General features: G+C 74.6%; 19 protein-coding genes. 7 read left to right on the forward strand and 12 right to left on the reverse strand.

Annotated features, from left to right (window positions below; all coding sequences use genetic code 11):
- Positions 1–82: 82 nt before the first annotated feature.
- Complete coding sequence (locus tag Aru02nite_RS29090; RefSeq protein WP_203663032.1) at positions 83–241, forward strand: hypothetical protein; 159 nt, start codon at positions 83–85, stop codon at positions 239–241.
- Between the two features lie 12 nt (positions 242–253).
- On the opposite strand, the gene Aru02nite_RS29095 is transcribed toward Aru02nite_RS29090, so the two are convergent.
- The 7 genes from Aru02nite_RS29095 to Aru02nite_RS29125 form a co-directional block, all read right to left on the reverse strand.
- Entirely contained in the window at positions 254–850 is a 597-nt protein-coding gene (locus Aru02nite_RS29095; protein WP_203663033.1) for a hypothetical protein, read from the reverse strand.
- A gap of 92 nt (positions 851–942) precedes the next feature.
- Positions 943–2,793, reverse strand: coding sequence for a 3D-(3,5/4)-trihydroxycyclohexane-1,2-dione acylhydrolase (decyclizing) (gene iolD / locus Aru02nite_RS29100; protein WP_203663034.1), 1,851 nt, complete (start codon positions 2,791–2,793; stop codon positions 943–945).
- On the reverse strand, positions 2,784–3,629 hold the full coding sequence (gene iolB / locus Aru02nite_RS29105; protein ID WP_203663035.1) for a 5-deoxy-glucuronate isomerase: 846 nt from the start codon (positions 3,627–3,629) through the stop codon (positions 2,784–2,786). Before iolB ends, iolD begins: the two co-directional genes overlap by 10 nt.
- An 8-nt stretch (positions 3,630–3,637) precedes the next feature.
- Entirely contained in the window at positions 3,638–4,510 is an 873-nt protein-coding gene (locus tag Aru02nite_RS29110; protein ID WP_203663037.1) for a Cgl0159 family (beta/alpha)8-fold protein, read from the reverse strand.
- Positions 4,503–5,450: a 5-dehydro-2-deoxygluconokinase gene (gene iolC / locus Aru02nite_RS29115; RefSeq protein ID WP_239077023.1), complete on the reverse strand. Its 948-nt coding sequence runs from the start codon at positions 5,448–5,450 to the stop codon at positions 4,503–4,505. The genes Aru02nite_RS29110 and iolC overlap by 8 nt, the downstream gene beginning before the upstream one ends.
- Positions 5,447–6,316 (reverse strand): TIM barrel protein, encoded by an 870-nt coding sequence (locus Aru02nite_RS29120; protein ID WP_203663039.1) that lies wholly within the window; start codon positions 6,314–6,316, stop codon positions 5,447–5,449. Before Aru02nite_RS29120 ends, iolC begins: the two co-directional genes overlap by 4 nt.
- Positions 6,313–7,338 carry a Gfo/Idh/MocA family protein gene (locus Aru02nite_RS29125; RefSeq protein WP_345710145.1) on the reverse strand — a complete coding sequence of 342 codons (1,026 nt, stop codon included), beginning with the start codon at positions 7,336–7,338 and terminating at the stop codon, positions 6,313–6,315. The genes Aru02nite_RS29120 and Aru02nite_RS29125 overlap by 4 nt, the downstream gene beginning before the upstream one ends.
- Before the next feature lie 165 nt (positions 7,339–7,503).
- Here Aru02nite_RS29125 and Aru02nite_RS29130 point away from each other — a divergent pair, with 165 nt between their 5' ends.
- The 3 genes from Aru02nite_RS29130 (at position 7,504) to Aru02nite_RS29140 (ending at position 10,669) form a co-directional block, all read left to right on the forward strand.
- The gene (locus tag Aru02nite_RS29130; RefSeq protein WP_275408741.1) at positions 7,504–8,247 is read left to right on the forward strand and encodes a GntR family transcriptional regulator; all 744 of its coding nucleotides are present in this window, start codon (positions 7,504–7,506) and stop codon (positions 8,245–8,247) included.
- 55 nt (positions 8,248–8,302) lie between these two features.
- Positions 8,303–9,184: a hypothetical protein gene (locus Aru02nite_RS29135; RefSeq protein ID WP_203663042.1), complete on the forward strand. Its 882-nt coding sequence runs from the start codon at positions 8,303–8,305 to the stop codon at positions 9,182–9,184.
- A gap of 297 nt (positions 9,185–9,481) precedes the next feature.
- On the forward strand, positions 9,482–10,669 hold the full coding sequence (locus tag Aru02nite_RS29140) for a hypothetical protein (protein ID WP_203663043.1): 1,188 nt from the start codon (positions 9,482–9,484) through the stop codon (positions 10,667–10,669).
- 24 nt (positions 10,670–10,693) lie between these two features.
- On the opposite strand, the gene Aru02nite_RS29145 is transcribed toward Aru02nite_RS29140, so the two are convergent.
- On the reverse strand, positions 10,694–11,722 hold the full coding sequence (locus Aru02nite_RS29145) for an NAD(P)H-binding protein (protein ID WP_203663044.1): 1,029 nt from the start codon (positions 11,720–11,722) through the stop codon (positions 10,694–10,696).
- A 95-nt stretch (positions 11,723–11,817) separates the two neighbouring features.
- On the opposite strand from Aru02nite_RS29145, the gene Aru02nite_RS29150 reads away from it, so the two are divergent.
- A complete protein-coding gene (locus Aru02nite_RS29150; protein WP_203663045.1) occupies positions 11,818–12,855 on the forward strand; it encodes a helix-turn-helix domain-containing protein in 1,038 nt (345 codons plus the stop codon).
- Positions 12,856–12,945: 90 nt separating this feature from the next.
- On the opposite strand, the gene Aru02nite_RS29155 is transcribed toward Aru02nite_RS29150, so the two are convergent.
- Genes Aru02nite_RS29155 through Aru02nite_RS29170 form a run of 4 tightly spaced genes read right to left on the reverse strand, consistent with a single transcriptional unit; the run spans position 12,946 to position 15,567 of the window.
- Positions 12,946–13,746 carry an ABC transporter permease gene (locus Aru02nite_RS29155; protein ID WP_203663046.1) on the reverse strand — a complete coding sequence of 267 codons (801 nt, stop codon included), beginning with the start codon at positions 13,744–13,746 and terminating at the stop codon, positions 12,946–12,948.
- A complete protein-coding gene (locus tag Aru02nite_RS29160) occupies positions 13,743–14,636 on the reverse strand; it encodes an ABC transporter ATP-binding protein (protein WP_203663047.1) in 894 nt (297 codons plus the stop codon). The genes Aru02nite_RS29155 and Aru02nite_RS29160 overlap by 4 nt, the downstream gene beginning before the upstream one ends.
- Entirely contained in the window at positions 14,633–14,995 is a 363-nt protein-coding gene (locus tag Aru02nite_RS29165) for a hypothetical protein (protein WP_203663049.1), read from the reverse strand. Before Aru02nite_RS29165 ends, Aru02nite_RS29160 begins: the two co-directional genes overlap by 4 nt.
- Positions 14,995–15,567, reverse strand: coding sequence for a helix-turn-helix domain-containing protein (locus Aru02nite_RS29170; protein ID WP_203663051.1), 573 nt, complete (start codon positions 15,565–15,567; stop codon positions 14,995–14,997). Before Aru02nite_RS29170 ends, Aru02nite_RS29165 begins: the two co-directional genes overlap by 1 nt.
- Before the next feature lie 211 nt (positions 15,568–15,778).
- Between Aru02nite_RS29170 and Aru02nite_RS29175 the strand changes: the two genes are divergently transcribed.
- Together Aru02nite_RS29175 and Aru02nite_RS29180 are read left to right on the forward strand one after the other, a co-directional pair.
- Positions 15,779–16,669 (forward strand): hypothetical protein, encoded by an 891-nt coding sequence (locus Aru02nite_RS29175; RefSeq protein ID WP_203663053.1) that lies wholly within the window; start codon positions 15,779–15,781, stop codon positions 16,667–16,669.
- 190 nt (positions 16,670–16,859) lie between these two features.
- The coding region (locus Aru02nite_RS29180) for a VOC family protein (protein ID WP_203663055.1) at positions 16,860–17,235 on the forward strand (376 nt) is incomplete at its 3' end.

Here is a 17,235-nt window from a genome sequence, read left to right on the forward strand (position 1 = left end):
AGGGCGGCCGGGTCGCCGCCGAGGTACGCGACCTCGACGTCAGCGTCGACGGCGACGTGCGTTCGGGCACTGCCTGGAACGGATGGGCTGGCCGGACGGCGCCGGCGAGTACTCGATGTGGTTCCGCACGACGTTGGGGCTGCGGCTGATCGACGGGCGGGCGCGGATCGCGCACGAGCGCACCTCGACGCCGTTCCAGATGAACGGGTCCGCGCGCGCCGCGACCGACCTGGCCCCGTAGACCGGGCGCGCGCTACTCCTGCCACTGCGCGTTCTCGCGGTCCAGGTCGGGGATCGGCCCGAGGATCGTCCACCCCGGCGTCAGGTCCCGGGTGCTCCGGAACCCCCGATCATCCGCGTACTCGTCCACGTCCGTACCGTCGGGTGCGCGCATGATCGTGTACCGCGGCGGATCCTCGCCGTACAGCTTGAAGAACGTGCGCCCGCGGTCGTGGGACTGCCGGACGATCACGTCGACACCCCACAGCCCGTCGTACGTCGCCCGGTCCCGCGGGCTCGGTGACGCGCAGGTCTCGGCGCGTCCGGCGTCGCGTACGCAGATCATGGCCATGGTCCAGGCGATCCGTTCGGCACGCGGGTGGGCGGCGGCCAGCTGCCGCATCCGCGCGTCCGCCCGCGCGAACGCCGTACGCCGGTGGTCGAACTGCGACTCCAGCGTGTCGAACCGGCGGGCGTCGAAGCCGGCGCCGAAGTGCAGCTCCAGCATGCCGAAGACGAGGACCCGCCAGGCCACGAGGACCGCCACCACCACGACCAGGACGACGGGCGCCGCGACGAGCACGACCCGGAGCGGCGAGCCCCGGCCGAACCTGGACCTGTTGTCTCCCAACGACTCCACTCCGTGACCTGTCGCGCCAACCGGCCCGAGCCGGGCCTCGGGACAGTGTCACAGGAGCACGCGCGCGCGGCCACCCCGACCGCCTAGAGGTACGGGTGCTGCGCCTCGCGGGCCTTCTCGTACCCGGCGCGGGCCGCGCGCGTCTCGTCCACTGTGGACACCTCGGCCACCGGTACGTCCCACCACGCGGCCGAGTCCGGCGCCGGTACGAGCGGATCGGTCCGCACGTGCACCACCGTCGTACGCGGGGATCGGCGGGCGGCGGCGAGCGCGTCGCGCAGCTCGGCGACCGTGGTCGGGGTGTGCACCTCGGCGCCGAGACTGGCGGCGTTGGCGGCGAGGTCGGTCGGCAGCGGGTCGCCGGTCAACCCGCCGCCGGCCTCGCGGTAGCGGTACCAGGTGCCGAAACGGGGCGCGCCAACGGTTTCCGACAGCGCGCCGATCGAGGCGAAGCCACCGTTGTCGACGAGGACGACGATCAGCTTGACGCCCTCGGCGACCGCGGTGACGATCTCCTGCGCCATCATCAGGTACGAGCCGTCGCCGACGAGCACGTACACCTGGCGGTCGGGGCCGACGGCGAGCTTCGCGCCGAGCCCACCGGCGATCTCGTACCCCATGCAGGAGTAGCCGTACTCCACGTGGTACTGCTTCGGGCCGCCGGGCCGCCACAGCTTGTGCAGGTCGCCGGGCATCGAGCCGGCCGCGCACACGACCACGTCGTCGTCGGCCGCCGCCTCGTTGACCGCGCCGATCACCTCGCTCTGCGCCGGCAGCGGCCCGTGCCCCAGCGTGTACGCACGGTCCACAGTGGACGACCAGTCGTCCCGCAGCGCCGCGATCCGTTGCCGGTAGCCGGAATCCACCTGCCAGCCGGACAGTCCGGCGCGCAACGCCTCGACGGTCGCGCGCGCGTCGGCGACGACCGACAGCCCGGCGTGCTTGGCCGCGTCCATCGACGAGACGTTCACGTTCACGAAGCGCGGCGAGCCGAACAGGGTGCGCGACGCGGTCGTGAAGTCGGTGTAGCGCGTGCCGATGCCGATCACCACGTCGGCGTCGGCGGCCAGCGCGTTCGCCGCGGTGGTACCGGTGGCGCCGATCGCGCCGACCGCGGCCGGATGGTCGTGCCGCAGCACGCCCTTGCCGGCCTGCGTCTCCGCCACCGGTACGCCCGACTCGGCGGCCCAGGCGGCCAGCGCGTCCTGCGCCCCCGAGTACGTGACGCCGCCGCCGGCGACGACCAGCGGCCGGCGCGCCGCGCGTACCGTGGCGACGGCCTCGGCGAGGACGTCGGGGGCGGGCACCGCGCGGCGCACCGGCCAGTCGCGCTCGGCCAGGAACGCCGCCGGCCAGTCGTACGCCTCGGCCTGGACGTCCTGCGGCAGCGCCAGGGTGACCGCGCCGGTGGCGGCCGGGTCGGTGAGCACCCGTACGGCGGCGAGCGCGGCGTCGACGAGCTGCTCCGGCCGCGTGACGCGGTCGAAGTACGCCGACACCGGGCGCAGCGCGTCGTTGACCGACACGTCGCCCGCCCACGGCGCCTCCAGCTGTTGCAGCACCGTACCGGTGGCGCGGGTGGCGAACACGTCGCCGGGCAGCAGCAGTACCGGAAGGCGGTTGATGGTCGCGCCGGCCGCGCCGGTCACCATGTTCGTCGAGCCGGGGCCGACCGACGCGGTGCACGCGTACGTCGACAGCCGGTCCGTCATCCGCGCGTACGCCGCGGCCGTGTGCACCATCGCCTGCTCGTTGCGCGCCTGGTGGTACGGCAGGGCGTCGCCGGCCTGCAGCAGCGCCTGACCGAGCCCGGCGATGTTGCCGTGCCCGAAGATGCCGAAACAGCCGGCGAACAGCCGTCGCCGCCGCCCGTCCCGCACCGTGTACTGGTTCGCCAGGAACGTCACCAGGGCCTGCGCCACGGTCAGCCGCATGTCCCGCCTCCCGTCATCGGCAGTCGCGGATCGGTGCTCTCGTCCGCCCAACGCCCGCGGATCCACGCGTACGCCGGGTCGTCGGTGATGCGCCACGCCCGTTCCGGGTGCGGGCCGGCCATCACGTTCAGGTAGTACATGGGGTAGCCGGGGGCGGCGATCGACGGGCCGTGCCAGCCGTGCGGCACCAGCACCACGTCGCCGGTACGTACCTCGGCGAGGACGTCGATCGGGCGCTCGGGCGTGCCGTACACCCGGTGGTAGCCGACGCCGTCGCCGCCGATCTCGAAGTAGTAGACCTCCTCCAGTTCGGATTCGGCCGCGGTGTGCTCGTCGTGCTTGTGCGGCGGGTAGCTGGACCAGTTGCCGTCCGGCGTCAGGACCTCCACCACGATCAGCCGGTCGCAGCCGAACCCGCCGGCCGCCGCGAGGTTGTTCACCTGCCGGCTGCACGCGCCCGCGCCGCGCAGCTCCACCGCCACGTCACCGGCCCCCTGGTACCGGAAGGGCAGGTCGGCGGTGGCGGGCGCGGCGGGCAGCGCGAACCGGCCGCCACGGGCGCTGGTGATGGTGGCCTCGCTGCGGCGCGGCAGGTAGCTGAAGTCGGTGAGCGCGTCGAACACGCCCGCCCGACCGGCCAGCGTGTGCGCCTCGCCGCCGCAGGCGACCTCCGCCGACCCGGCCAGCGGTACGAGGAGCATCTCCCGCTCGCCGGTCGCCACCGTGTGCGCGCCGCCCGGCGGCAGCTCCAGTACGGACAGCTCCGCGTACCCGAGGCCGGTGCGGACCGTCCACGGCGACGCGGCGGTACTCCCGGCGGGCTGGTGGTGCTCCATCGGCGTCCTCACAACATCTCGGCGGCGGTGTCGACGGCGGCGGCCACGTCGTCGTCCGGCGGGTACAGCAGGGACCGGCCGACCACCAGCCCGCGTACGCCCGGCAGGCCCAGCGCGTCCCGCCACGCCGCGTACGTCTCGTCGGGGGCGCCGTGCGGATCACCGCCCAGCAGTACGGTCGGCAGGGTCGTGGCGGCGAGCACCCGCGGCATGTCCGGCACCACCGGCAGCTTCAACCACGTGTACGCCGAGCGGCTGCCCAGCGCCTGCGCGATCGCCACCGACCGGACGACCGCGTCGGTGGACAGGTCGTTCACGGCCCGGCCACCGCGGTCCCGGCGTACCCAGAACGGCTCGACCATGGCCACCAGTGTGCGGTCCGCGAGCGCCGAGACCGCGCGGGCGCAGCCCTCCAGCGTGTCGGCGCTCGACCGGTCGTCCGGGTCGATGCGCAGCAGCATCTTGCCGCCCTGCAACCGCATGTCCGCGAGCGTGGCCGCGTCGTACGCGGTGAACCGGTCGTCGATCTCGAACACCGTGCCCGGCACGCCGCCGCGATTCATCGACCCGACGACCACCTTGCCGTCCAGCGCGCCGAGCAGCAGCAGGTCCTCCACCACGTCCGGGGTGCCGAGTACGCCGGCGACGCCAGGTCGGGACAGCGCGACCAGCAGCCGCGACAGCAGCTCGCCGCGGTCGGCCATCGCGTCCGCCCGGTCCCCCACCGCCAGCGAGCCGCGCGCCGGATGGTCCGCCGCGATCAGCAGGAACCGGCCCGCCTCCGCCAGCGACGGCCCCGGCCCGCGGTCCACGGCGGCCCGCCGTACCGCGTCGGGGCGGGTCGCGCGCAGCTCCGCCAGCCGGGCCCGCAGCTCAGTCATCCGCGGTCGTCCCGAGCAGCGCCCACACCTCGTCCGGGTACGGCATGTCGTCCGAGCACGCCAACCGGCCCGCCACGATCGCCCCGGCCGCGTTCGCGAACGCGACGGTACGGGCCAGCGGCCAACCGGACAGCAGCCCGTGGCACAGCGCGCCGCCGAACGCGTCCCCCGCGCCCAACCCGTTGACCACGTCGACCCGCACCGGCGGTACGACGACGCGCTCGTCCGCGGTACGCGCCAGCACCCCGGCCGGGCCCTGCTTCACCACGGCCAGCCGTACGCCGGCGGCCAGCAGCGCCTCGGCGGCGCGGTCCGGATTCCGTTCCCCCACGGCGACCTCGCACTCGTCGAGGTTGCCCACCGCCACGGTCGCCGCCCCCAACGCCGCCGACAGTACGGCGCGGGCCTCGGTGCGGTCCGGCCACAGCGCCGGCCGGTAGTCCAGGTCCAGTACGGTGTGGCCGCCGCGGCGTACCCCCAGGGCCGTCTGGTGCGCGGCGCGGCTCGGCTCGGCCGAGAAGCCGGTTCCGGTCAACCACAGCAGATCCGCGGCGGCCAGCGCGTCGGCGTCCAGTTCCGCCGGGCGGATCTGGAGGTCCGGCGCGGACGGCCGGCGGTAGAACCAGATCGGGAAGTCGTCCGGCGGAAAGATCTCGCAGAACGTGATCGGCGTCGGCAGGTCCGGCACCGTGGACACCCACCGGTCGTCCACGCCGTACCCGCGCAGCGCGGTGTGCAGAAAGTCCCCGAACGGGTCGGCGCCCGTCCGGCTCACCAGCGCCGTACGGCGGCCGTGCCGGGCCGCGGCGACCGCGACGTTCGCCGCGCTGCCGCCCAGGTACCGGCCGAACGTGTCGACCTCGGCCAGCGGCACCCCGACCGCCTGCGGGTACAGGTCGACGCCCAGCCGACCCATCGTCACCACCTCGAACCCGCTCACCCGAGCACCGCCGCGAGATGCTCCAGGCTCCGGCGTACGTCGTCGACCGGGCCGGCGCCCGCGGCGGGTTCGGCCGCGAGCACGGTGTCCTGCTCCAGCACGTACCAGCCCGCGTAGCCGGCCGCGCCCAGCGCGCCGAGCACCCCGGCCAGATCCACGTCCCCGGCGCCGAGCGGCCGGTACAACCCGTCGCGTACCGCCTCGGAATACGGGATCCGGCCGTCGCGTACCGCGGTGGCGAGCGCGGCGTCCACGTCCTTCAGGTGTACGTGCGCGATCCGGCCGGCGACGCGCGCCGCCAGCTCCGCCGGATCGGTACCGCCGACGAGCAGGTGCCCGGTGTCCAGGCACAGCGGCACCACGCTGCCGGCGAGTACCCGGTCGACCTCGGCCGCGGTCTCCACCAGCGTGCCGACGTGCGGGTGCAGGCACGCGGTCACGCCGTGCGCGGCGGCCAGCGCGGCGATCCGGTCCAGGTTCGCCAGCAGCAGCCGCCAGTCCTCGTCGTCCAGCGCCGGACGCCCGTCGTACCCGTCGGTGCCGGTCGCGGCGGCGAGCACCAGCGTGTCGGCGCCGCTGGCGACGAACGCCGGGAGTTCGGCGGCGACGTGCGCGACCGGGTCGACGTCCGCCCGGTGCGCCACCACCGGTACGAACCCGCCGACGGCGGCGAGGCCGTGGCCGGACAGTACCGCGGCTCGGTCGGTGGGGTCGGCGGGCAGGAACCCCTCCGGGCCGAACTCGGTGGCGGCCAGCCCGACCGCGGCCATCTCGGCGAGTACCCGGTCGGGGGCGAGCTGGTGGCCCCAGCCCGGCACCTCGCAGACACCCCACGAGATGGGCGCCCCGGCGATCCGTGCGGTCACGACAGCTCCTCCAGGCGTACGGGCCGCTGCTCGCGGCGGGACCGTTCGGCGGCCTCGGCGACCAGCAGCGCCGCGAGCGCTTCCGTTCCAGGGCAAGGGTTCTCGCCGTCGCCGCCCGCCAGCGCCACGAACGCCGACAGCTCCGCGACGTACGCCTCGGCGAACCGGTCCGCGAATCCCGCGTACGGTTCGGCCGGCGCCGTACCCAGATCGGCGGACGGCAGCGGCGAGCGCGCGTCGAGCCCGGCGACCAGGGTGCCCGCCGACCCGTGCGCCTCCAGCCGCACGTCGTAGCCGGCGCCGTTGTACCGGGTGGCGGTGCACACCGCGAGCGCGCCGTCGGACAGCGTCAGTACGCTGACCGCGGTGTCCACGTCGCCGGCCGCGGCGAAGAACTCGGCGCCGGTGTTCGCGCCGGTCGCCGACACGGCCACGACCTCCCGGCCCGTCACCCACCGCACCGCGTCGTAGTCGTGCACCGCGCAGTCCCGGAAGATGCCCCCCGACCCCGCGATGTACGCAGCCGGCGGCGGCGCCGGATCGCTGGTACAGCCCCGGAGCGTGTGCACCCGGCCGAGCGTGCCGGCGCGTACCGCGTCGCGCAGCGCCCGGAATCCGGCGTCGAACCGGCGCTGGAAACCCACCTGTAGCACCAGATCCGCGTCCGCGACGGCGGCCACCAGGTCGCGCGTCTCGGCCAGGCCGGCGGCCACCGGCTTCTCGCAGAACGTCGGCAGCCCGAGCGCCGCGGCCCGCCGGATCAGCGGCGCGTGCCCCTCGGTCGGCGTCGCGACCACGAGGGCGTCGACCCCGGCGAGCAGCTCGGCCACCCCGTCGACCACCACCGCACCGGTACGATCCGCGACCTCCGCCGCCCGCGTACGGTCCGGGTCGCTCACCACCACCCGGTCGACCGCGGGCAGCGAGGCGAGCGTCGTGGCGTGGCGGGCGCCGATCCGGCCTGCCCCGGCGAGTCCGATACGCATGCTGGTGTGGTCCGTCTCTGTCGGGGACGTCTGCATCCGCACGCGCGGCGCGGTACGCCGACGGCGTCGGCACCGTTCTATCCCGCTGGCGCTCCGGCCGTCAAGCATTTGTTAGGACATACGGACGTCCTGATCCCTGCGGTACCGGGTGCATAATGGCGACGCCGCACGGCCACGCCGCCCCGCGCCGAGGAGCCCTCCGTGACCCGCATCGCCGATGAGATCACCGTCGACAGATCCAGCCCCGTCCCGCTCTACTTCCAGGTCGCCAGCCGGCTGGAGGACCTCATCACCGCGGGCCGCCTGGAACCGGGCACCCGGCTGGACAACGAGATCGCGCTCGCCGACCAGCTCGGCCTGTCCCGACCCACCATGCGGCAGGCGATCGGCCACCTCGTCGACCGCGGCCTGCTCGTCCGCCGCCGCGGCGTCGGCACCCAGGTCGTGCACGGCACCGTCCGCCGCCGCCTCGAACTCTCCAGCCTGTACGAGGACCTCGCCGCCGCCGCGCGCCAGCCGCGTACCGAGGTGTTGGGGTTGTCGACCGTCGAGGCCGACGAGCAGGTCGCCGCCGCGCTCCGGATCGAGCCCGGCCACCCCGTCACCTTCCTCGAACGCCTCCGGTACGCGCAGGGCGAACCGCTCGCGCTGATGCACAACCACCTGCCCGCCGGCCGCGTCGACCTGACCGCCCGCGACCTGACCCGCGACGGGCTCTACCCGACGCTGCGCGCCGCCGGCGTACGGCTGGCCACCGCGGACCAGTCGGTCGGCGCGCGCCGGGCGACCGCCGCCGAGGCGCGGCTGCTCGGCGAGTCACGCGGCGCGCCGCTGCTCACCATGACCCGCACCGCGTACGACGGCGCCGGGCGACCGGTCGAGTACGGACGGCACGTGTACCGGGCGTCGCGCTACACGTTCGAGTTGACCCTCACCGCACGCTGAGCCCCGGGTGGCCGCCGGGCCGTACGCTGCGGTCCCCGCGGAAAGGACGAACACCATGGGCACGGACGCCGACCTGCCGGTCCTCACCACCGACCAGGCCGACCGGCTGCGCGCCGAGGCACGGGCCGCGTTCGCCCGGCGCGGCGTCGACGTCACCGGCGACGGCGCCGAACTGCGCGCCGGCGACCGCCGGTTCCCGCTGCACACCGTCGCGCAGAAGGTACGCCAGGCCGACGAACAGTACTGGCCGCAGGTGATCGACGCGCACGTCGGCGCCCTTTTCGGCACCCCGGACAGCGCCGACGACCTCACCGACGACGACCTGCTCGCCGGCACGTACCTGCGGCTCCTGCCGGACGACTTCGCGCCCGACCCCGCCGCCTTCCGGTACGTGCGGCCCGTCGCCGCCGGGCTCGTCGCCGCCCTCGCCGTCGACCTCCCCCAGGCCGTCCAGGTACTCGACGACGCCACCGTCGCGCGGCTCGACGCCGACGCGGCCTGGGCCGCCGGCCACCGCAACCTCGCCGCCCTGCCCGTCGAGGACCACCAGGTCGCCGAACGCCCCGACGGCGCCCGGATCCACCTCGTCAACGGTGCCTCGATGTTCGTCGCCAGCATGGCGCTCACCCTGCCCGACCTCCTCCGCCGTACCACCGGCGCCGAGCCGCCGGCCGACGGCGTCCTCGTCGCCGTACCGTGGCGGCACCACATCGCGTTCCACCCGATCGTCGACGCCACCGCGCTCACCGCCCTCAACGACATGACCGCGTACGCCGTCGGCGCGCACGCCGACAACCCCGGCCCCCTGTCCCCCCGCCTCTACTGGTGGCACGACGGCACCCTCACCTCCACCACGCACATCGACGACGCGGCCCGCACCATCACCCCCGCACCGCCCGCCGAACTCATCGACATCCTCGTACGCCTCCGCGGCTGACCCCCGCGTTCCGCCTGACACGGGTCGGGGCTCCTTCCAGGCGTCGGTACGCCAGCGCTGGTGGGCGATGCCGTGGCGCCAGTGGGACCACGCGGTGCGGCGGGCGACGGCGCCGATGCGCCACATGATGGCGTCTCAGCGCCCCGGAAGCGAGCGATCGCTGGTACCAGGCGGCTTCGCGGCGACCGACGGTACTCCGAGCGCGGTGCGGCGCGTACCGTCGCCCGCGCTCCGGGTGGTTGACGGCGGCTTCTAGAGTGCGGGGCGCCACCGCGGCCGTCTGGGGAGGAACCTGGCATGAGCACCGCGACCGTACGACCGGACGGGCCGCGCCGGCTGGTGCCCGTCCTGATGCTGGCCGGCGCGGTGGTCGGGCTGGTCGACGTGGCGCTGGCGGTGGTGCTGGCGGTGCACTCCCGGCACGGCATCGGCACGCTGCACACCCTGCCGCCGCAGTTGGCCGCCACGGTCGACACCGGCACCGTCGAGATCGCGCAGGCATTGGCCTCCGGGTACACGGGGGTGCTCGGTCTGGCGATGCTCGCGCTGGTGCCCGTGGCGCTGCTGATCCGTCGTGGACGTGCGCTGGTCGGTGTCATCACCGCGGGTGTCCTCGCCGTCGGCCAACTGGCCGGGATCGCCGTGGCCTTCGTCGCCGGCCAACTCGTCGACACGGCCACCACCCGCATGGCGAAGACACTCTGCCCGACCTGGCCGCACTGCGAGTCCGGAGCAGGCCAACTGGTCGAGAGGATGCACGGCCTGCTGCTGCCCGGCTGGTACCTGCCCGGGTACGGCGCCGCCGCGTTCCTCGCCGCCGTACTGCTGCTCGTCGCGGCCGTCCTTCTCCTCACCACCCGCCGCCCCGCGCCGGCAGGACACCCGACCCCACCCGGCGCACCGTTCCCCGGCGGACAGTTCCCGGGCGGCGCGTTCCCCGGCGCACAGTCCCCGAACGTGCCGGGCAACCGGCTCCCCGGCGCACCGGCCCCGCACGGCCAGGTCCCGGGCGCACCGATGCCGAGCGGCCAGATCCCCGGGGCGCCAGGCCCGACCGGGCAGACGCCGAGCGGCCAGGTACCGGGCGCGCAGCCCGCGGGCAGTCAGGTACCGGGTGACCCGATCCCCGGCGGGCAGGCCCCGGCCACTCCGACGACGCCCGGCGCACCACCTCTCGCCGGGCAGATGCCAGGTGCACAGATCCCGGGTGGGCCGACGCTCCGCCCGGCGTTCCCCGACGGTCCGGTTCCTGGTGCGCCATCACCAGCCGGGCACGTCGCCGGCAACCCGGTCCCTGCCGCGCAGGCGCCGGGCGGACAGGTCCCCGACACGCAGTCGCCCGCCGGGCAGGTTCCCAGCGCGCAGGTTCCTGGCGACGGCAGCCAGGCGCCGGGCGGACAGGTTCCTGGGGTACAGCCGGCGGCCGGGGAGGGCGCGGGCGGGAAGGCCGGGGACGGGCACCCGACGCGGCCGACCGCGGAGTAGGCAGGCGATGCAAGAACCGTTCGCTCAGGGGTTAAGGGTGACGGTGAGGTGGGCGGACAGGGCGTCCAGTACGGCGGGGGCGTCGAAGATCGCGCCGGCGGAGGCGACGCCGACGGTCCGGGTACGGCCGGTCAGGATGCGGTGGACGGCTTCGACGACGAGGGGCGCGCTGACGGCGTAGATGTCGCGGCCGCGGGCGACGGCGCGCCGCTGGACTCCGCCGGTGCGTACGACGGCGTCGACGAGGAAGGTCTGGTCGGAGCGGCCGGTGTCGTCGGTGGCGACGGGTGCGGGGGTGTCGGGGTCGGCGAGGTCCCGGGCGGCCTCGACGGTCATGTACGTGCGGACGTCGGGGATGTCGAGGTGGCTGGGGATGGTGACGATGTCGGCCATGGAGTACTCGGCGAGCACGGTGCGCTCGCCCAGCGGCGCGGGGAACGGCCAGGTCACGGTGCCGGCGTCGTCGTCGCGGTACTCCAGCCGGCCGTGGGCGTACCGGACGCGGCGGCCGGCGCGGCGCTGCCGGGAGACGGCGCCGGCGGCGCGGGTGCCGGCGGTGGGGTGCCAACTGCTGAGGCCGTACGCGACGTGTGCCTCGTCGGCGGTGGTCGGTTCGCCGAGTGCGGCGGTGACGAGCAGGTCGCCGAGTCCGCCGTAGAAGGCCATGGCGGGGACGACGGGGACGCCGGCAACGCGGGCCGGTTCGGCGTACCGGGTGAGGGTGTCGGCGTTGGCCTCGATCTCGGCGGCGACGTCGACGTACGGGATGCCGGCGCGCAGCGCGGCGTCGATCAGCGGCCCGGCGGTCGTGGCGAACGGTCCGGCGGTGTTGACGACGGCGGCGGAGCCGGCGAGCGCGCGGTCGAGCGAGTCCGGGTCGTCGACGGAGGCGGGCCGGACTGCCAGTCCGGGCGTCCGGTCGGCGAGGTCGCGCAGCCGGCGGGGGTCGCGGCCGGACGCGACGGGGGCGTACCCGCGGGCGAGCAGTTCGGTCAGTACGAACCGACCGGTGTGGCCGTACGCGCCGAACACCGTCACCGTTGCCGTACCCATGGGAGCCTCCGTCCGTGATCGGTCGGCCCCATCGTGGCCCGGGCGGGATCGCCGCCGTGAGTGGCCGCAACGCCAACATCCGTACACTTTCGGCCATGCACACGGTCGCGTTCGCGCTCACCGACGGGATGCTGTCGTTCGAGCTGTCCCTGGCGTACGAGGTGTTCGGGGCGGATCCGGCGGGGCTGGCCGACCGCTGGTACCGGATCGTGGTGTGCGCGCCGGGGCCGGTGCGGGCGGGGCGGTTCCGGCTGGCGCCCGACCACGGCCTCGACCACCTGGTACGCGCCGACACGGTGATCGTGCCCGGCTGGGCGGACACCGACACCGCCCCGCCCACCGACCTCGTCGACGCGGTACGTGCCGCGCACGGAGCGGGCGCGCGGGTGGCGTCGCTGTGCACCGGCGCGTTCGTGCTGGCCGCGGCCGGACTGCTGGACGGGCTGCGGGCGACGACGCACTGGGCGCACACCAACGCGCTCGCCGCCCGGCACCCGACCGTACGGGTCGACCCGGACGTGCTGTACGTCGACAACGGGACCGTGCTCACGTCCGCGGGCAAGGCCGCCGCGCTGGACCTCTGCCTCCACCTGGTACGGCTCGACCACGGATCGGCGGTGGCCAACACGGTCGCCCGGCGCCTCGTCGTACCGCCGCACCGGGACGGCGGGCAGGCGCAGTTCGTCACCACCCCCGTACCGGCGCCGGAGCAGCACGCGCTCGCCGAGGTGTTCGGCTGGGCGCTGGCCCGGCTGGACCGGCCGCTGACCGTACCGGATCTGGCGCGCCGGGCCCGGATGAGCCCGCGCAACCTGGGGCGCCACTTCCACGCCGTCACCGGTACGACACCGCTGCGATGGCTGCTGGCGCAACGGATCCGGCGCGCGCAGGAGTTGCTGGAGACCACCGGCGACGGCATCGACGCCATCGCGGTCGCCACCGGCCTGGGTACGGCGACGACGCTGCGGCGGCACTTCCAGCGCACCGTGGGCGTACCGCCGGACACGTACCGGCGGACGTTCCTGGCACGTACCGGGGAGGCGGGTCAGGCGGGGACTGAACCTCTCCGATGGCCGCGCGGTCGACAGTCCGAATTGTCGCTTTGTTCGACTGTTCAACAATTGGACAGTTGAACAGTTGAACAATCGATAGCGCATCGGCCGGGGCAGCGCACCCGCCGCCCCGACCCGACGGAATCGCTTGTACCGCAAGCGATCCGTACGTCAGCGGACGTCGCGGCGCAGTGGGGCGAGGACGGCGACTGTGGCCGCGACCGCGGCGTACCCGAGGAGAAGCAGGGCACCGGTCGTCGGCGGCAGCAGGCGGATCCCGCCGGTGGGCACCTGCTGGGCCACGGCGTCGGCGACGTAGTGGAAACCGGTGAGCGCGGAGAGCGCGCCGCCGGGGAGTACCGGGTAGAGGGTGTTGACGCCGGGGATGATCATCAGCAGCGTCTCGCCGGCGTACAGGTAACCGACGACGACGGCGAGGGCGAGGATCTGGTTGCGCAGCAACGCACCCACCGCGACACCGAGCACCGTGTACACCGCCATCGCGACGCCGATCCGGGCCAGCAGGCCGGCAACCACCGACGCCGACAACCCGAGCGGTACGCCGCGCGCCGCGGCCCCGCCGTACAGGCCGAGGCCGGCGGTCACCGCGAGCGTCGCCCCGTACGCCAGCCCCGCCACCGTGTACGCGACGAGCTTCGCCACCACCACCCGCCCGCGCGCCGGTACGAACAGGAACGTCACGTCGACCGTGCGGTACCGGTACTCGGTGGTCATGGCGAGGGTGCCGAGCGCGGCGGGCACGAACGCGGTGAACCCGAGCATCCCCAGCACCAGCCGTACGCCGGTCGCGGTGTGCAGGCCGGGCATCGGCGGGGTGAAGTGTTCGGGCCCGGTGAGGGCGAGCGCGCCGGTGAGCCCGCCGCCGAAGCCGACCGCGACGAGCAGCCCCACCCACCAGAGTCGGGTGGCGGCGAGCCTGCGCAGTTCGGCGGTGACCAGGGCGCGCGTCATGCCGCCTCCTCCGCGGTCAGGTCGAGGAACAGCCGTTCCAGGTCGGCCGGTTCGGTCCGCAGCTCGTGCACCCGTACACCGTCGGCGGCGGCGAGGTCCGCGATCCGCGCCGCGTCCGCCCCGCGTACGCGGAGGTGGTGGGGGCCGTCCGGGGTGACGGTGAGGGCGTGCGCGGTGAGCAGCCGGGCGAGCGCCGGCGCGTCGGGCGTACCGACGACCACGGCGAGCGGACCGGCGAGCTCCGCCCACGGCCCGGCCGCCACGAGCCGGCCGCGGTGCAGGACGAGGACGTCGTCGGCGATCTGGCGTACCTCACCGAGGACGTGGCTGGAGACCAGCACCGTACGACCCTCGTCGGCGAGCCGGCGCAGCAGCGCCCGCAGCCACGCCGCGCCGGCCGGGTCGAGGCCGTTGCCCGGCTCGTCCAGCAGCAGCACCGACGGGTCGCCGAGCAGCGCGGTGGCGAGCGCGAGCCGCTGCCGCATGCCCGTGGAGTACGTGCCGATGCGGCGGTCCGCGGCGCCGGTCAGCTCCAGCAGGTCGAGCAGGTCACCGACCCGGCGGGCGGGGTAGCCGCCCATCGCCGCGTACACGCCGAGGTGGCGGCGCGCGGTGTGCCCCGGGTGGAACGCGCCGGGCGTGAACGCGGCGCCCACCACCGACGTCGGCCGGTCGAGCGCGCGGTACGGCCGGCCGCCGATGGTGACCGTGCCCGCCGTCGGCGTCACCAGCCCCAGGATCATCCGCAGCGTGGTGGTCTTGCCCGCACCGTTCGGCCCGAGGAACCCGGTCACCGCACCCGGCCGTACCGAGAAGGTCAGGTCCCGCACGGCGGTGACGTGGCCGTACCGCTTGGTCAGGGCGGTCGCCTCGATCGTCGTCCCGGTCACGCGACGGCCCGCCCGGGTACGAGCGCGACGGCCAGCGCGGCGGCGTCCACAGTGGACACCAGCAGCTCGTCCACGTCCGCCGCGCCTCGGTCCAGGAACACGTGCAGCGCGGGGACGCCGCGGCGGGCCGACACCAGCCGGCGCGGACCGCGTACCAGGCCCCAGATCCCGATCTTCGCCACGCCGGTCACGTCCAGCCCGCGACGCGTGCCCTGCGCCAGCGCCAGCGGCGCCGTTTCCACCGCGGCGCCGCGTACGGCGGCGAGCGGCACGCGCAGCTCCCGCCGCCCGACCCACCGCCGCTCGAACCCGCCGAACCGCACGACCAGCTCGCTCCGACCGACCGTCACGTCCGCCATCACGTACCTCGCTTTCCTTGTCCCCCATCGGTTTCCGCCTCGCCGGCCGGCAGCACCACCGTCGCGAACAGGCGCGGCACCCGGCCCGGTCGCGGCTCGTTCGCCAGCAGCGGGCCGACCAGCTCGGCCAGTCCCGCCGCGAACCGCGCGAACTCCTCGTCGTCGAGCTGGAGCACCGTCTCCTGGTAGCCGACGCCGTCCGCGGCCAGGTCGATCCGCTCCCGCCGGGAGTACCGGTCGAACTCGGCGAGCAGGCCGGACACGAACGCCGTGAAGTAGCGCAGGTGGTCGTCGCGGGTCGCCCCGGCGAGCTGGTCGGCGGACAGCACGGTGCCGTCGGCCACCGCGTACACCCGCTCGACGGTGCCGCGGACCTTGCGCTCCGCCGCCACCCGCAGCACTCCGCCGGCGACCAGCGCGGCGATGTTGCGGTACAGGCTGGCCTGCGGGACGTCGGGCAGCTGCGCGGCGATCTCCCGGGAGGTGCGCCGGCCAGTGCCCACCACCCGGACGATGCGCAGCCGCACGGGATGCAGCAGCAGGTCCGCCCAGCGGTCACGGTCCTCGGCCATAACCGAACACTATCATTATCGAGAATGGGAATGACGGTACGGGGTCGAACCTGCCCGTTCCGTCCGCCATCGACCTCGCTGCCCGGAGCGTCTACCGTGTGACGGAATTTCCGGCCGCAGCGTGGGGGACGGGGCGGCCGAACCCGCCACGGCGGCACGCCGGCCCAGCCACCCGGCGCAGCCGCGCACGTACCAAGGAGCACAGCACACCGTGTGGATCGCGCTGGGAATCGCCGCGTTCGTCGTCCTCGCCCTCGTCGTCGGGCTCGTCTGGTGGTTCCGCCGCGACCCCGCCGGCGGCTCCGGCCCGGACGACCAGTTCACCGCGGAACGCCGCTGGGGCTGGGAACTGCGCCTCGGCGAGCAGACCGAGGCCGCGTTCCTCGCCGGCATGAAGGCGTACCACGACGCCGGCACCCCGGTGTACCTGAACGGCGAGCGCGGCACCCTGTCGATGTCCGAGCCGCCCCGCGTCGTGTCGCTGCACCTGCTCGCCGACCGCTTCGCCGCACTCGGTACGGCCGTCGATCCGGTCACCGCGGTCCGGCAGCTGATGACCGACTGCGTCGACACCGAGCAGCCGGGCGTCCTGCACCTGCGCGACCCCTGGTACCCGGAGAGCGTCGACGGCATGGACGCGCTCGCCTTCACCCGCGCCGTCCGCGACGTGCTGTGCCCGCCCGCCGCCGACGGCATCGACACCTGGTACAGCGACGAGACCACCGGGCGGCTGGACGTGACCGTGCTCGGCACCCCGCCGGCCGAGGTCGTCGCGCGGTACGAGCACGCGATGGCGCACGTACCGCGCGGCCCGGTCCGTACGGTGACCGCGCTGGTCACCGAGCAGTCGCCGTACCGCGAGGCGTACGCGGAGTACGAGGGCGCGAAGAGCCGGCACACCAACACCGCGATCGTCGACCTCGCCCGGGTACTCGACGCGTACCGTGCGGCGCGCGCCGGGCAGCCGCAGACCCCGGTCGACGCACTGCTGCGCGAGATCCTCCGGTACCGGCTGGCCACCGGCGCACCCGGCGTCACCTGGACCCGCCCGCCGAACCGGGAACAGCTCGTCGTACTGCTCGCCGCGCTCGACCTCGCCTGAGGCTCCCCGACTCCCCGGCTCCCCGGCTCCTCGGCTCGGCGTGTCGGCGTGTCGGCGTGTCGGCGACCCAGATTGTTCAACTGTTCCCTTGTTGAACAAGGCGACAGTTGAACAATTGGACAATCGATAGGCGTACCAAGATCATTTGCGTCCATCGAAACGTCGCCCACGGATGGGCCACGATGGCGGCATGACATCGAGAATCGGCGAGATCGTCATCGACTGCCGGGACCGCGCCGACGAGGCCGCGGCGTTCTGGTGCGCCGCGCTGGGGTACCGGGAACTGGCGCGCGACGGCACCGGTGTGGCGATCGGCGGCGACCCGCGGGCGCCGACGATCCTGCTCGTCCGCAGCCCAGATTCCAAGCGGGACAAGGCATCCGTGCACCTCGACGTGTGCCCGACGGACCGCGACCAGGCCGCGGAGGTCGATCGACTCCTCGCGCTCGGCGCCCGCCACGCCGACATCGGCCAGGGCGACACCCCCTGGGTCGTACTCGCCGACCCGGTAGGCACCGAGTTCTGCGTGCTGCCGATCGTACTGCCGCCCGAGCCGGAACCCTTTC

This window comes from Actinocatenispora rupis (genome assembly GCF_016861975.1).
GTDB classification, from domain to species: Bacteria; Actinomycetota; Actinomycetes; order Mycobacteriales; family Micromonosporaceae; genus Actinocatenispora; species Actinocatenispora rupis.

Coding starts and splice junctions, on each gene's coding strand:
- Aru02nite_RS29165 (WP_203663049.1), bottom strand. CDS start 14,995: ATGGCGGACGTGACGGTCGGTCGGAGCGAGCTGGTCGTGCGGTTCGGC.
- Aru02nite_RS29090 (WP_203663032.1), top strand. CDS start 83: ATGGGCTGGCCGGACGGCGCCGGCGAGTACTCGATGTGGTTCCGCACG.
- Aru02nite_RS29145 (WP_203663044.1), bottom strand. CDS start 11,722: ATGGGTACGGCAACGGTGACGGTGTTCGGCGCGTACGGCCACACCGGT.
- Aru02nite_RS29125 (WP_345710145.1), bottom strand. CDS start 7,338: ATGCAGACGTCCCCGACAGAGACGGACCACACCAGCATGCGTATCGGA.
- Aru02nite_RS29155 (WP_203663046.1), bottom strand. CDS start 13,746: ATGACGCGCGCCCTGGTCACCGCCGAACTGCGCAGGCTCGCCGCCACC.
- Aru02nite_RS29135 (WP_203663042.1), top strand. CDS start 8,303: ATGGGCACGGACGCCGACCTGCCGGTCCTCACCACCGACCAGGCCGAC.
- Aru02nite_RS29110 (WP_203663037.1), bottom strand. CDS start 4,510: ATGACTGAGCTGCGGGCCCGGCTGGCGGAGCTGCGCGCGACCCGCCCC.
- Aru02nite_RS29170 (WP_203663051.1), bottom strand. CDS start 15,567: ATGGCCGAGGACCGTGACCGCTGGGCGGACCTGCTGCTGCATCCCGTG.
- iolB (WP_203663035.1), bottom strand. CDS start 3,629: ATGGAGCACCACCAGCCCGCCGGGAGTACCGCCGCGTCGCCGTGGACG.
- iolD (WP_203663034.1), bottom strand. CDS start 2,793: ATGCGGCTGACCGTGGCGCAGGCCCTGGTGACGTTCCTGGCGAACCAG.
- Aru02nite_RS29150 (WP_203663045.1), top strand. CDS start 11,818: ATGCACACGGTCGCGTTCGCGCTCACCGACGGGATGCTGTCGTTCGAG.
- Aru02nite_RS29140 (WP_203663043.1), top strand. CDS start 9,482: ATGAGCACCGCGACCGTACGACCGGACGGGCCGCGCCGGCTGGTGCCC.